This is a genomic window from Methylocystis sp. ATCC 49242, assembly GCF_000188155.2.
Lineage (GTDB): Bacteria > Pseudomonadota > Alphaproteobacteria > Rhizobiales > Beijerinckiaceae > Methylocystis.
In genome coordinates this window covers 1,568,144-1,581,399 of record NZ_KE124774.1, presented here as the reverse complement: position 1 = coordinate 1,581,399, position 13,256 = coordinate 1,568,144, and the positions used below count along the sequence as shown (strand labels likewise).

11 protein-coding genes are annotated in these 13,256 nt (G+C 64.2%); 5 read left to right on the top strand and 6 right to left on the bottom strand.

The window, feature by feature from the left end; genetic code table 11:
• Window positions 1-111: 111 nt before the first annotated feature.
• Both prmC and htpG read right to left on the bottom strand, forming a co-directional pair.
• Window positions 112-1,008 carry a peptide chain release factor N(5)-glutamine methyltransferase gene (gene prmC, locus MET49242_RS09800; protein ID WP_036287588.1) on the bottom strand — a complete coding sequence of 299 codons (897 nt, stop codon included), beginning with the start codon at window positions 1,006-1,008 and terminating at the stop codon, window positions 112-114.
• A gap of 26 nt (window positions 1,009-1,034) precedes the next feature.
• The gene (htpG, locus tag MET49242_RS09795; protein WP_036282659.1) at window positions 1,035-2,954 is read right to left on the bottom strand and encodes a molecular chaperone HtpG; all 1,920 of its coding nucleotides are present in this window, start codon (window positions 2,952-2,954) and stop codon (window positions 1,035-1,037) included.
• Between the two features lie 506 nt (window positions 2,955-3,460).
• Here htpG and MET49242_RS09790 point away from each other — a divergent pair.
• Window positions 3,461-3,883, top strand: a complete 423-nt coding sequence (locus tag MET49242_RS09790; RefSeq protein WP_036287587.1) for a DUF2794 domain-containing protein — start codon at window positions 3,461-3,463, stop codon at window positions 3,881-3,883.
• A gap of 53 nt (window positions 3,884-3,936) precedes the next feature.
• Here MET49242_RS09790 and MET49242_RS09785 read toward each other — a convergent pair whose 3' ends face one another.
• Window positions 3,937-4,704 carry a Bax inhibitor-1/YccA family protein gene (locus tag MET49242_RS09785; RefSeq protein WP_036282657.1) on the bottom strand — a complete coding sequence of 256 codons (768 nt, stop codon included), beginning with the start codon at window positions 4,702-4,704 and terminating at the stop codon, window positions 3,937-3,939.
• A 612-nt stretch (window positions 4,705-5,316) separates the two neighbouring features.
• Between MET49242_RS09785 and MET49242_RS23305 the strand changes: the two genes are divergently transcribed.
• A complete protein-coding gene (locus MET49242_RS23305) occupies window positions 5,317-6,102 on the top strand; it encodes a hypothetical protein (RefSeq protein ID WP_244430776.1) in 786 nt (261 codons plus the stop codon).
• A 205-nt stretch (window positions 6,103-6,307) separates the two neighbouring features.
• On the opposite strand, the gene MET49242_RS09775 is transcribed toward MET49242_RS23305, so the two are convergent.
• Window positions 6,308-7,090: a lytic transglycosylase domain-containing protein gene (locus tag MET49242_RS09775; RefSeq protein WP_244430775.1), complete on the bottom strand. Its 783-nt coding sequence runs from the start codon at window positions 7,088-7,090 to the stop codon at window positions 6,308-6,310.
• Window positions 7,091-7,336: 246 nt separating this feature from the next.
• On the opposite strand from MET49242_RS09775, the gene MET49242_RS09770 reads away from it, so the two are divergent.
• Both MET49242_RS09770 and MET49242_RS09765 read left to right on the top strand, forming a co-directional pair.
• Window positions 7,337-8,875, top strand: coding sequence for a YifB family Mg chelatase-like AAA ATPase (locus tag MET49242_RS09770; protein ID WP_036287585.1), 1,539 nt, complete (start codon window positions 7,337-7,339; stop codon window positions 8,873-8,875).
• 10 nt (window positions 8,876-8,885) lie between these two features.
• A complete protein-coding gene (locus tag MET49242_RS09765; protein WP_036282654.1) occupies window positions 8,886-10,610 on the top strand; it encodes an ATP-binding protein in 1,725 nt (574 codons plus the stop codon).
• Here MET49242_RS09765 and MET49242_RS09760 read toward each other — a convergent pair whose 3' ends face one another.
• Window positions 10,611-11,489, bottom strand: a complete 879-nt coding sequence (locus tag MET49242_RS09760) for a pirin family protein (RefSeq protein ID WP_036287584.1) — start codon at window positions 11,487-11,489, stop codon at window positions 10,611-10,613.
• 160 nt (window positions 11,490-11,649) lie between these two features.
• On the opposite strand from MET49242_RS09760, the gene MET49242_RS09755 reads away from it, so the two are divergent.
• Complete coding sequence (locus MET49242_RS09755; RefSeq protein ID WP_036287583.1) at window positions 11,650-11,970, top strand: multidrug efflux SMR transporter; 321 nt, start codon at window positions 11,650-11,652, stop codon at window positions 11,968-11,970.
• 78 nt (window positions 11,971-12,048) lie between these two features.
• Here the strand turns inward: MET49242_RS09755 and MET49242_RS09750 are convergent, their stop codons facing one another.
• Window positions 12,049-13,164, bottom strand: a complete 1,116-nt coding sequence (locus MET49242_RS09750; RefSeq protein WP_036282653.1) for an amidinotransferase — start codon at window positions 13,162-13,164, stop codon at window positions 12,049-12,051.
• Window positions 13,165-13,256: the final 92 nt, after the last annotated feature.

The following is a 13,256-nucleotide window of genomic DNA, read 5'->3' as shown; positions in this document are numbered from 1 at the left end:
CTCGATGTCGACGATCAGCTGGATTTGATTTGACTATAGTGACTCGCTTCCCCGCCGCCAAGGGCGCGTGCGCGGGAAAGGGCAGAAAAACCGCGCACTGTAGCTAATATGTCACGACCGCGACCGCGCGCGCCGCGCCGCCACGACCCTTTCATGCCCGCCAAGGTCGCGGCCGACGCGTTCGACGCCGAATCCCTGCGCGCCGAGAAGCGAAGCGACGCTCACCGCCTGATCTGAGCCGACTTCGAAAGCCACGAGTCCGTCGTCCGCGACGAGCCGTGGCAGATCGTCGATGATCTCCCGGTAGCAGTCGAGCCCGTCGATGCCGCCGTCGAGCGCAAGCGCCGGATCATGAAGCCGCACCTCTGGGTCGAGCTGGGGGATTTCTCCCGCGCGCACATAGGGCGGGTTGGAGACGATGATGTCGAACCGCTCCGATAGCGCCGCCGCCCATCTGCCGCGCATCACGCTTGCGCGATTCGAAAATCCGCAACGCGCGAGATTATTCGCCGCCGCTGCGCAGGCCTGCGGGGAAAGGTCGACCGCCACCGCGCGCGCCCTCGGCAATTCGCTGAGCAGCGCGCAGACGATGGCTCCGGAGCCCGTGCCCAGATCGAGAATTGAAAGCGGTTCGTTGCGTTTCTCGCCGATCAGGTCGAGCGTCGTCTCGATCAGCGTTTCCGTATCGGGACGTGGATCGAGCACATCGGGGGCGACGAGAAGATCGAGCGTCCAGAAGCCGCGTTCGCCGAGAATGCGCGACACGGGCTCGCGCGCGGCGCGGCGCGCGGCATAGTGCGAAAGCGCGTCCGCATGCTCCTCCGCGAGCGGCGCCTGCGGTCGCATGGCGAGTTCGAGTCTCGAAAGATCGGCGGCGGCGCGCAGCAGCGCGCGCGCATCGTCATGCGCTTGCGTTTCTTCCACGCCGCCGGCGACCAGAAATTTAGCGACCTGCGCAATGGCCTGAGCGCGCGTGGGCGTTTCCTCGCGCGCTTCGGATGTCGTCATTGCGCCGCCGCCTGCGTCCATTGCCTTTACGCGTCTTTCGCGATGAGAGCGCTCAGTCGCCGCGTGAAGGCCACCGGATCGACCGGCGTTTCGCCATCCGCGACGCGCGCGAGATCGAGCAGCATATAGAGTCCATCCTTGGCGCCTTCGCGGCCCTTGTCGCGCAGATTTGCGGCAAGCGCGGCAATGGCCGCATGCCTTGGATTGATCTCCAGCACCGGCTTGCCGAACATCGATTTCTGTCCGCTCTCCGCGAGGATTCGTTCCAGTTGCCGGTCAAGTCCCCTGTCGGAGGCGACGAGGCAGGCGGCGCTTTCCGTCAATCGTGTCGAGACGCGCACGTCCTCGATATTTTCGGCGAGCGTTTCCTTCAGCGCGGCGACAAGGTCGCCGACTTCCGTCGCCGGAGTCGCGTCTTCCTTCGGCTCGTCGAGAAGCGCAATCGAATCGATGTCGGCCTGACCCTGCGTCACCGATTTGAAAGGCTTGCCATCGAAGCCCAGCGCGCTCGTGACCCAGAAGGAATCGACCGCGTCGTCGAGCAGCAGCACCTCGATTCCGCGCGCTCGGAATCCTTCGAGCTGCGGGCTCGCGGCAAGGCGCTTCGCATCGTCGCCGGCGATATAATAAATAGCCGTCTGGTTCTCGCGCAGATCGGCCACGTAATCCTTCAGCGTGCGCGTCTTCCCCTCGGACTTCGTCGAAGCGAAGCGCGCGATGGCGAAAAGACCGTCGCGACGGCTGGGATCCTCATGCAGGCCCTCCTTCAGAACGGCGCCGAAGTTCTCCCAGACTTTCGCGAATTTCTCCGGCTCATTTTCCGCGAGCTTCGTCAGCTCCTGAAGGATGCGCGTCGCGACCGCCTTGCCGATTGAGGCGATGACGGGACTTTTCTGAACCATCTCGCGCGAGACGTTGAGCGGAATGTCGGCGCTGTCGACGACGATGCGCACGAAACGCAGCCACGCCGGCATCAAGTCCACCTCGCGCGAGATCAGCACGCGGCGGACATAGAGCTTCGATTTGCTCTTGCGCCCCGGATCGAAGAGATCGAATGGCCGGCTGCCCGGAATGAAGGCAAGGACCGTATATTCCGTGCGGCCTTCCGCGCGCCAGTGCACGGTGAGGGCGGGTTCGTCGAACTGGCCGGACAATTGCCGGTAGAAGTCGAGATACTGCTCCTCCGTGATCTCCGATTTCGGCTTCGTCCACAGCGCGACGCCGTCGGCGATGCGCCGCGGCTCCTTGCCTGGCTCCTCGACGAGATCGATCGGCGTCGAGACGGCGCCGGAATGTTCGCGCACGATGCTCTCGATGCGCCACGGCTCGAGGAATTCGTCGCTTTCGGAATTGAGATGCAGCGTCACGCGCGCGCCGACCGGCGGCGCGTCTTCGAGCGCGAGCGGCGCGATCGAATATGTGCCCTTGCCCTGCGAGGTCCACAGCCAGGCCTTGTCCTCGCCGGCGCGGCGCGTCGCAACCTCGACATTGTCGGCGACCATGAACACCGAATAGAAGCCTACGCCGAATCGGCCGATGAGGGACGACCCCGCGTCCCTCCCTTCCTTGCCGATCTTTTCGAGGAAAGCGCGCGTGCCGGAATTGGCGATCGCGCCGAGCGCGCTGATGAGCTCGTCACGCGACATGCCGACACCATTGTCGGCGACGGTTATGGTGCGTTTCTCCTTGTCGAGCGAGATCGTCACCAGCGGCGCGCCCGCCATCGCGGCGAGTTTCTCGTTGGAAAGCGATTCGTAGCGCAGTTTCTCGCAGGCGTCGGCCGCGTTCGAGATCAGCTCGCGCAGGAACACCTCGCGCTCCGAATATACGGAATGCGTCATCAGCTCCAGGAGCTGCGTGACATCCGCCTCGAAGCCGAAATTGGCGGCTTCGCTCGGCTCGCGCGACAGGGAAGCGGCGTCGGCGGAAGCAGCGTCGTCAGTCATGGCGTCTCCAGAAGAAGATTCCTCTCCATCCCGGGAGAGAACGATAAAAGGGGGAAAATGGGCCGCAATCGGCCGCGCCCTTGAGTTCGTTATTCGTGACGATTTTGCAAGTCCGGAGCTTTGGAAAAAACGCCTGACCGCCGGCTGTGAACGCCGAATCGGCACGCTGTCCCGGATCTGCCGGGCAGACGAGCCGGCGCGGGAATATCCCGGCCGACCCGCCCATCGCCACGATAGCTCAGGATCCTCGCGCCGCGCGATTCCGGGGGGCTGGGGGGCTGACGAAAACCGGAAACGCCCATCGCGAAGCCTGTCGGGGCAACACGTAGATATTGTCTACATCGTTTGGCCTGCAAGGGGCTCAATACCGGCGGAAATGTGATTTTTCCTTTCCAATTTGCTAAGGCCGCGCCGATCGCCGCAATTATTGTCACGAGGCTGACATGAAAGGCTTGCCCCCGGCGTCGCATCGCGCGAACATGAGGAGGTTCGAGGAGAATCGTTGCATGGCGGAGTCGGAGACGACGGAGCCCAGCCCCTCCCGGCCCGCCCTCGTCGTGGTGGCGGGCGCCGGCCGCGCGCAACGGGGCGAGCAGAATCGCGGACGAGGCGAAGCGCGCAGCTACGCGCCAGTATCTTTCGATCGGCGCGAATTGAACATGCTCTTCAATCTGTATGGCGCGAAAGTCGCCGCCGGAGAGTGGCGGGATTACGCGCTGGACTTCACGCCGGCGAAGGCCGTCTTCTCCATCTTCCGCCGCTCGAGCGAGGCGCCGCTCTACCGTATCGAGAAAAATCCCGAACTCGCGCGTCGGCAGGGCGCCTATGCCGTCATCGCCGCCACCGGCCTCGTCATGCGCCGCGGGCATGATCTCGCACGCGTCATTCGCGTGCTCGATCGCGGGTTGAAACTGGTCGGCGCCGAATAGCGGCCAACAAAAAAGCCCCGCCGAAGCGGGGCTTTTCACGATCGCGGGGCGGATCAGTCGTTGCGCTGGCCGAACAGATACAGCAGCGACTGGAACATGTTGATGAAGTCGAGATAGAGCGAGAGGGCTCCGAACACGCTCTTCTTCTGCGCGACTTCATAGCCGTCGCCCTCGTAATACATGTCCTTGATGTTCTGCGTATCCCAGGCGGTCAGGCCGGCGAAGACCAGAACCGCAATGATCGACAGGGCGAACTGCAAGCCGGTGGACTGCAGGAACAGATTGACGAGTCCGGCGATGACAAGGCCCCACACGCCCATCACCAGGAAGGAGCCGAATGCCGACAGATCCCGCTTCGTCATGTAGCCATAAAGGCTGAGGCCGCCGAAAGCGGCTGCGGTGATGAAGAATATCCGCGCAATCGACGCGCCGGTGAAGACCAGCAGGATGGACGACATCGAAAGGCCCATCACCGCCGCGAAGGCGAAGAACAGATTGCGGGCCGTCGCCGCCGACATGGTGGTGGCGCGCGCGCCGAGGAACATCACGAAGGCGAGCGGCGACAGAATGATCACCCAACGCAGCGGCGAGGTGAAGATCATCTGGCCGAATGGGGTCAGAATGATCTGGCCGGCGCCGACCTTGGCCACCGAAAGCATGTAGGTGCCGAGCGCGACCAGGCCCGTGACGGCAAGGCCGATCGTCATGTAATTATAAACGCCGAGCATATAGGCGCGCAGCCCCTCGTCGATCTCGGCCGTCGTTGACCGAGCGACCCCGCGGCCGTAGCCGAAGCTCGTGTTGCGGTCGTAGTTTGACATTGTGACCCTCTCGATCTCCATGGCCAGTCGCCCGGACTTTACCGACGCGCTGTGGCCTTAGCCTCTCTGGCTACCTGCAATATGGCTTGGTCCAAACTGGGTGACAAGGCGGGCTCGGATGAACTCTTGTTAAGGTAATACTTGGCTTAATCGTTCCGGCGATCGTCCGCTTTCGACATCCCTCGGCCCCCGTTTTCGGGGGCGCCCGCGCCGCCGCCTTTCGCACAAGCGAAAGCGGCGCAAAAACCCTTCCGATCGGGCTACGACGGCTTATTTGTTGTAGGAATGGCGAAATTTGAATGCCGACAGGCCAGCTTTCCGGCTGCGTGATTAGTGCAGAGCGGTATAGATGACCGATTGTCGCACCCTTGCTGTCGCGCAAGAATGCGGTAACATTCGACAACGGCGTCGTCCGACCCTCACGGCCGCGGTGAGGGCAAAACGCGGCGCGAAGCAAACCCCAAGTGTCGCGTGTCCTTGTCGCACGAAGACCAGGAGGAGAATATGCGTGACGATGAATCTGCTCAGTTCAGTAGACTGAATGAGAGAATGTCGCGCCTCGTCTTATCGTTCGGCAGATCGGTGCGAGGCGCGTTGTCGGGTGCTCCGACGATGAGTTGCCGTGATCCGCTCCGGCTTCTGGCCGCCACAGCTCTTCTTGTCGTCGCGGGCGCGGCTGCTGCGCCGGCCGAGGCGCATGGGCGGCTTGGCGCCGCTGAGGGTCGGTGCCGCCTGTTCATCGGCCCCGACATCATGAATTTCACCGGTTATTTGCCCGAGGCCTCCAAGAACGAATTTTGCGAAGACATCCCCTCGACCGGCCCGATGATCATGGTGCTCGACGCCGAGCAGGCCGAGCTGCGAGACATGAAGGTTGAGCTGCGCATCGTCAAGGACGTCGGCGGCGAGGAAAAGGAAAACGAAAATCTTGAAGCGGTGACCGTGGCTTACCGCGAGCCGAAGATCTATCCGACCGGCACGATCAATTTCGAGCATACTTTCAACGAGCCCGGCTATTTCGTCGGCATCGTGACCGTGATCGGCGAGCATGGCGAGCGTTGGGTGTCGCGCTTCCCATTCTCCGTCGACAAGACTTTCATGCGCGATCTGCCAGTCTATCTGATGATGGGTCTCGGCGTGCTGGCGGTCGCAGGCATTTATCTCGTCCACCGCAGGCGCAACCCGCCGCCGCAGATCGCGACCGCCGCCGCAGCCTTCAAATCGCCGCCGCCCCTTTCCGATTCGGGACTCGGGGATGACGCCGACCCACAAGGCGCAGACCATGGAGAGACGACGGCAAATCAGGATGGGGAGGCGGAAAGTCCGGACAAGCCGAGCGCCGGCAAGGCGAAGGACGATCCGGACGACGCTGACAATTATCGCGCCGCCGCCGAGTAGCCGCTCCGTTAGCGCCGGCGAAGATTTGCCGGCGCGACCACTTGCTCCCTTCTGGCGAGTTCGCGAGAGAGGGCAATAGCGGGCTCTCTGAGATTTCAGAGATAATTCAAGAGAGAGCGCCCGGCCAAACCGTGTTCTATATCAACGGTGCGCAAACCCTTTCAGATTTGCGCACCGAATCGCGCGTGCTCCCGCTCCCGAAGGATCAATCGGACTCGCCGCCCCCGCCATCGATCTGACGGCCAATAATGGCGATGGCCCGTTGGTAGACCGAAGCGGCGTTCCAAGCCTGAATCGCATCGAAATTGGGCTCGCCGGGCTGATATCCTGCGCCCGGACGCCACCCGTGAGCCCGGAGGAAATTCGCCGTCGCGGAAAGCGCGGCGCCCGCGTTGTCGAGATTGCCGCCGCCGCCGTAGTTGAGGATATTCTTGGGCAGGAATTGCGTCTGACCGATCTCGCCGTGCATGGACCCGCGCGCGTTTGGCGACAGCGTTCCGTGATCGATCAGCGTGAGCGCTGCGTTCAGCTGGTCCGTGAAATAATCCGACCGGCGGCAGTCATAGGCCAGCGTCGCAATAGCCGAGAGCGCGTGCTGATTCCCTAGCACGGCGCCGAACCCCGTCTCCATGCCCCAGATGGCCAGAAGCGGTCCCGGCGGGACCCCGTAGCGTTGCTGAATTGACGAAAACAGCGCCGCCTGGGAGCGCTTGAGCGAACGCCCCCGCGCGACGATGGCCGAGGCGCCGCGTTTGGCCATGAACTGATCGAGCGAGAGGCGGAAACTTTTCTGGCCGCGATCGGCCGAGATGGTAGCTGTATTATAATGGGTTCCCATCAGGGCGTCGATCGCGCCCGGTCCGTGTCCGCTGGCGCGCGCTTCTTCGGCGAAATCCTGCTTCCAGCGCTCGAAACCGCCGGGGCCGTTGCCGCATTGCGCGGCGCTCGCGGAAGGCGCAGAACCGAGCGTCGCAGCCGTGAAAACCATTGCCGCAGAGCTTCTCCACAAAAGATTTCGCATAGTATGGCCTCCTTCTGGATAAACCTTCGAGTCGAGAGGAGCCTAAACAATTTTGTCTTCTCGGCAACTGCCGCGCCAATGAATCCGCCGCGGCGCGACGGTCCGGGACCCTCGAGCCACATGAGGCGTTCTCACATTGTTCTTGCGCGTGAAAAGCTTGAACGCTACTTTGGTGCTGTTTCAGGCTTTGCCGAATTTTTCGGAGCGCAGGTCATGGCGGTGAGAGTTGCGACGGTCGCATTCGAAGGCGTCGAGGCGCGGCCAGTCGACGTGCAGGTGCAAATCACGAGCGGCTCCGTTGTCTTCAACGTCGTTGGCCTTGGGGACAAGGCCGTCGCCGAATCGCGGGAGCGCGTGCGCGCCGCGCTCATCGCCTCCGGGCTCGCCCTGCCCGCGAAGCGCATTACGGTCAATCTCGCGCCCGCGGACATGCCGAAGGAGGGGAGCCATTACGATCTTCCCATTGCGCTGGGCGTCATGGCGGCGATCGGCGCCATTCCTTCGGACGCGCTCGACGGTTTCGTCGTGCTCGGCGAACTCGCGCTCGATGGAACGTTGACCCCGGTCGCGGGCGTGTTGCCGGCGGCGGTGGCCGCCAACTCGCGGGGGCAGGGGCTGATCTGCCCGCGCGAATGTGGTCCGGAGGCCGCATGGGCGTCGCGCGACATGGAGGTGCTGGCGCCGCGTTCGCTCATCCAGCTCGTCAATCACATGAAGGGAACGCAGGCGCTCGCGCGGCCCGAACCGGCAGTGCGCGCGCTCGCCGCCGACCTTCCCGACCTCGCCGACATCAAGGGGCAGGAGAGCGCCAAGCGCGCGCTGGAGATCGCCGCCGCCGGCGGTCACAATCTTCTCATGAGCGGGCCGCCCGGGGCCGGCAAATCCATGTTGGCCGCGCGTCTGCCGTCGATCCTGCCGCCGCTTACGCCGCGCGAGCTGCTCGAGGTCTCGATGATCCATTCCGTCGCCGGGCAGATCGCCGGCGGCGAACTCACCGATCGGCGTCCCTTCCGCGCGCCGCATCACTCGGCCTCGATGCCTGCGCTCGTCGGCGGAGGAACGCATGCGAAGCCTGGCGAAATTTCGCTGGCCCATAATGGCGTGCTGTTTCTCGACGAATTGCCGGAGTTTCAGCCGCAGGCGCTCGACAGTCTCCGCCAGCCGCTCGAAACCGGCGAGGTCGCCGTCTCGCGCGCCAATCATCGCGCCGTCTATCCCGCGCGTTTCCAGCTTGTCGCCGCGATGAACCCCTGCCGATGCGGTCACGCGCTCGATCCGGGCTACGCCTGTCGCCGCCAGCCCAACGAGCGCTGCGTCGCGCAATATCAGGCGCGCCTGTCCGGCCCCTTGCTGGACCGTTTCGACCTTCAAATTGAAGTTCCGGCCGTCACCGCCGCCGATCTGGTGCTGCCGCCGCCATCGGAAGGGTCGCGCGAGGTCGCCGCTCGCGTCGGACGCGCCCGCGCGCTGCAGCGCGACCGCTATGACGCGCTGGGTCTGCCGGGCGTCGCCGCCAACGCCGCCGCGCCAGCCGCCGTCATCGAGCGCGTCGCCATGCTCGACGCCGCGGGGACGACGCTGATTCGCGAGGCTTCCGACCGTTTCGCGCTTTCGGCGAGAGGATTTCACCGCGTGCTGAAACTTGCGCGCACCATCGCCGATCTCGACGGGGCCGCTCAGGTCGCGCGCCCGCATCTTGCGGAGGCGCTCTCCTACCGCGCGGGGCTTGCGGCTGGAAGGATCGCGGCCTGATGGTTGAAGAATGAGCGCGAAGGACATTCTGATTCTTGTCGCGGCGCAGCTTGTCGTTACGCTGCTCGCCGTCTCGATCTTCGTCGCGGCCCGAAAGCGCGGTCGTGGCCAGGTCGAATCTGAGCTCGAACGCCTGCGCGATGAAATTTGGGAACTGCGCGCCGCCGCCGCCGCGCGCGACAGGGCGGAGGCCGCGAGCCTCGCCAAGTCGCGCTTTCTCGCCACTGTCAGCCACGAGATCCGCACGCCGTTGAATGGCGTCATGGGTCTCGCGCAGCTTCTCGCGATGACGCGTCTCGACGCCGAGCAGGCGAGCTATGTCGAGGCGATCAATGATTCGAGCCGCTCGCTGGCGCAACTCATCGACGACATACTCGATTTTTCGAAGATCGAGGCGGGCAAACTCGAATTGAGGCGCGAAACATTCGCGCTCGCGCCGCTCGTTGAAGGCGTAGTCGAATTACTCGCGCCCCGCGCACTCGCAAAGGGGCTTGAAATCGCCAGCCATATTGCGCCGGAGGCGCCGCAGGAGATGGAGGGCGATCCGGCGCGGCTTCGGCAGGTGCTGGTCAATCTTATCGGCAATGCGGTCAATTTCACCGATCACGGCGGCGTCGGCGTCAAAGTCGGGCGCGACGGCGAGATGCTGAGATTCGAAGTGCAGGACACCGGGTCGGGCGTGCCAGAGGCGGCGCGCGCCGCGATCTTCGAGGAGTTTGAGCAGGGCGACGCCTCGGAGACGCGCCGACACGGCGGCACGGGTCTCGGCCTCGCCATCTCACGCCGCCTCGTCGCGCAGATGGGCGGCGTGTTGACGCTCGCAGTCACATCTCCGGAAGGATCCACTTTTGCGTTCACGCTGCCCGCTCCGCCGCGGACGAAGATGGATTCTCCCAGGCCGCTCGCGGGACGCCGCGCGCTGATCATCGCCTTGAGCCTGTTCGAGGCGCCCTATCTCGCGAGCAGCCTGCGATCGGCGGGCGCGGACGCGGAGGTCGCCGGGGGGGAAGCGGCGGGAATCGCCCGCCTCGAACGGACGGCCGCGCCGCCGCTCGATGTGGTGATCGTCGATTGCGCCCTGGGCGCGCCCGTCACGTCGCGTCTCGCGCAGGCGGCGCGCGCGGCCGGGGCGCGGCGCCTGTTTCTACTTTTCTCGCCGCTGGAGCGGCGCGCATTCGGCGAGGCCGCCTTGCGCGATTTCGACGGATGGCTGGTCAAGCCTGTCCGAATCGCCTCTCTCGTCGCGCGCCTTTCGCCGGCGGGCATCGACGCGCCGAAACACGAAACCGCCGAACCTGTCCGCGCGCTTGCCGGCCTCAACGCCCTCGTCGCCGAGGACAATGACGTCAACGCGCTCATTCTGACCCGTCATCTCGAAAAGCTCGGCGCGAGCGTGACGCGCGCGCGCAACGGCGCCGAGGCGGTGGAGTTGGTCCGGGCGGCGATTGGCGACGCGTCGCCGCCTTTCGACGTCATCGTCATGGATCTCTTCATGCCCGAGCTCGATGGCCGCGAGGCGACGCGACGCATTCGCGACGCCGAGGCGCGCGCCGGCGCGCCGAGGACGCCGATCCTTGCGCTGACAGCGAGCGCGCAGGAGGAAGACGAAAGCGCCGCGCGCGCCGCCGGCGTCGACGCCTTTCTCACGAAACCCGTGGATTTCTCGCGGCTTGCCCTAACCCTCGAGGAGCTGCGTCTCTCGCCGCGCCCGATCGAACGGCGCGGCGCCGTTTAATCAGGCGTCTTGCGGCGCGATGGCGCCGAAACGACCCGACTCGTAATCGGCGTACGCCGTCTTGATCTCTTCAGCCGTGTTCATCACGAAAGGGCCTTGCTGCGCAACGGGCTCGTCGATCGGCTCGCCGCTAAGGAGAAGGAGCTTCGTGTCGGCCAGCGCCGACAGGCTCAACGCTCCGCCGCCCATTTCGAAGACGACCACCTCGGCTTCCTTCGCCCTGGCCTGTCCGTTGATCTCTATCGCGCCGCCGAGCACGACGATTATCAGCGAATGGCCTTCATGCGGCGTGAAATTCGCCGCTTCGCCCTTGTCGAGCCGAATGTCCCAGATGTCGATCGGCGTGAAAGTCCGGGCAGGGCCTTTGACTCCGTCATATTCGCCTGCGATCACGCGAAGGACGCCGGCGCCTTCCGGCAGCTCGACTCGCGGAATGTCCTTGTCGAGCAGCGTCTGGTAGCGCGGCGCCGTCATCTTGTCGCGCGCCGGCAGATTGACCCAGAGTTGCACGACTTCAAAACGCCCGCCCGAGCGCGCGAAAGCCTCGGAATGATATTCCTCGTGCAAAACGCCGGAGCCGGCCGTCATCCATTGCACGTCGCCCGGTCCGATGAGACCGCCGGCGCCGGTCGAGTCGCGATGCGTTACCTCTCCATCATAGACGATCGTCACGGTCTCGAATCCGCGATGGGGATGCTGGCCGACCCCGCGCCGATGTCCGGTCGGCGAAAAATCGGCGGGCCCGGCATAATCGAACAGCAGGAACGGACTGACGCGCGCGCCATGTTCATGATGGGAGAAGAGCGAGCGCACCGGAAAACCGTCCCCGACCCAGCGCACGCCGGCAGGCGCAGGATAGACGCCGACAATTTTTCTCATGAGCGGCCTCTTGGCGGCGAGTTCGACGACCATCTATCTGGGGCGCGGGCCGGGAAATTCAAACGACCCGGCTCAACCTTGGTCCTTGACGCGGCAGGGCGTAGAACGCCAACAAGGCCACGGGCGGAGATTCGCGCCGATCGAACGAGGGCATTACGAAATGGACTGGGTCATTCTGATGATTGGCAGTCTTTGCGAAGTCGGGTGGCTCGTGGGCATGAAATACGCCGACGGTTTCACTCGCTTCTGGCCGTCGGTGATCATGCTGTTTTTCATGATCGCGAGCGTCGGCTGTCTCGGTCTTGCGGTGAAAACCATTCCCGCCGGCACCGCCTATGCCGTCTGGACAGGCGGCAGCGTCGCCGCCGTCACGCTGGTCGGCGTCTATCTGTTCAACGAACCGACGACGCCCTGGCGACTGGCGTCGATAATCTTTATCGTCGTCGGGATCATCGGTCTTCGTCTCGGGACGAACTCCTGAGGGCTTTCCGGCTCTGGCCGCGCCGGAAAGCCCCGAGGATTGCGTTTTCGTCTCGCTGATACGCCCCGGACATTTGTCCTAGAAATAACTCTCCAGCGTTCCGCGGCGGCGCACGTCGAGCGTCGCGCAATGGAAGGCGCCGCCGAAGGCCGCGTAGTGCAGGAAGGGGACGGGGATCGGCTCGAAGCCCCATTTCTCCACCTGCCGCATCATGTTGGTGTGATGCGGGTCGACGATCATGCGCTTCTCGTCGACCATCAATATGTTCATGCTCAGCCATTTGCCGCACATGGACGTGATCTTGAGAATGCGGTCCTCGATCGGGTCCGGGTCCGGCGCGACGAGAATGTCCCATTTCTTCAGGATCTCGGGCAGTTCGTCCGGGTTGATGTATTCCGGATTGATCAGGATCTTGCCCGGCCCGAGCGGCAGGATCGTCGTGTCGATGTGCATCGGGTTCGGGCAGCGGCTCTTGATCTCGTGAATGCGGTAGCCCTCGCCAAGGTGCCGCCGCAGCCAGTCGATTCCCATGGCGTTGGTGACGTTCGAGCGGGTGACGAAGATGTCGCGGCCGCAGCGGAAGAAGTCGGCGGCGTCGAAGACCGGCTCGAATTCGGTGAGGATGTAGCGCATCGGCTCGCCCTTTTCGGGGAGCCTGAAATTCGGGTCGAACAGCTCGTCGGTGAGCTGGGGCTTGGGCGCCGAGGTCCAGCGCGCGCCGCGGCGGAAATAGTCCTTCAGGATCGGCCGGTAGGAATGCGTCTCGAAATAGCGGCAGGGCCAGGCCATGGGCGTTTCGAGGATTTCGTCGCCGATGACGAGCATGGAGTCGCGCGGGCAGGAGTTGCAGAAGCCGCGCGAGGACCAGTGGGGCGTCGAGAATTTGGCCTTGTGGTTGAACGCTTCCGGCCGGGTGACGGTGACGCCGAGCGATTCGAGCACCTTGATGAAATTGTCGAGTTCCTCCTGGGCGGGCTCGATCATGAATTTCGGAAAGCGGAAGCCGGCCGCCAGCGCCTGCGCGCGCGCCGCCATGCCGGGAATGTTGCAGGTGACGACGGGGTGATCCGACGGAATGGTGGAGCCTTCCAGCCGGCCGACGATGATCTCTTCCAGGGGATCCCATTCATTGTGGGAATTGACCGGACATTCAGCCGTGACGGCCGCCTCCGTCATCGATGCGTGTATGTTCATTCGTCAGCCCTCGTTTCCTGCTCTCAGAACACTATTGTCCCTGCGCCGACGTTGATCGCCGGTCCGGCCGCGACGCAAAATATGTCGTCGTG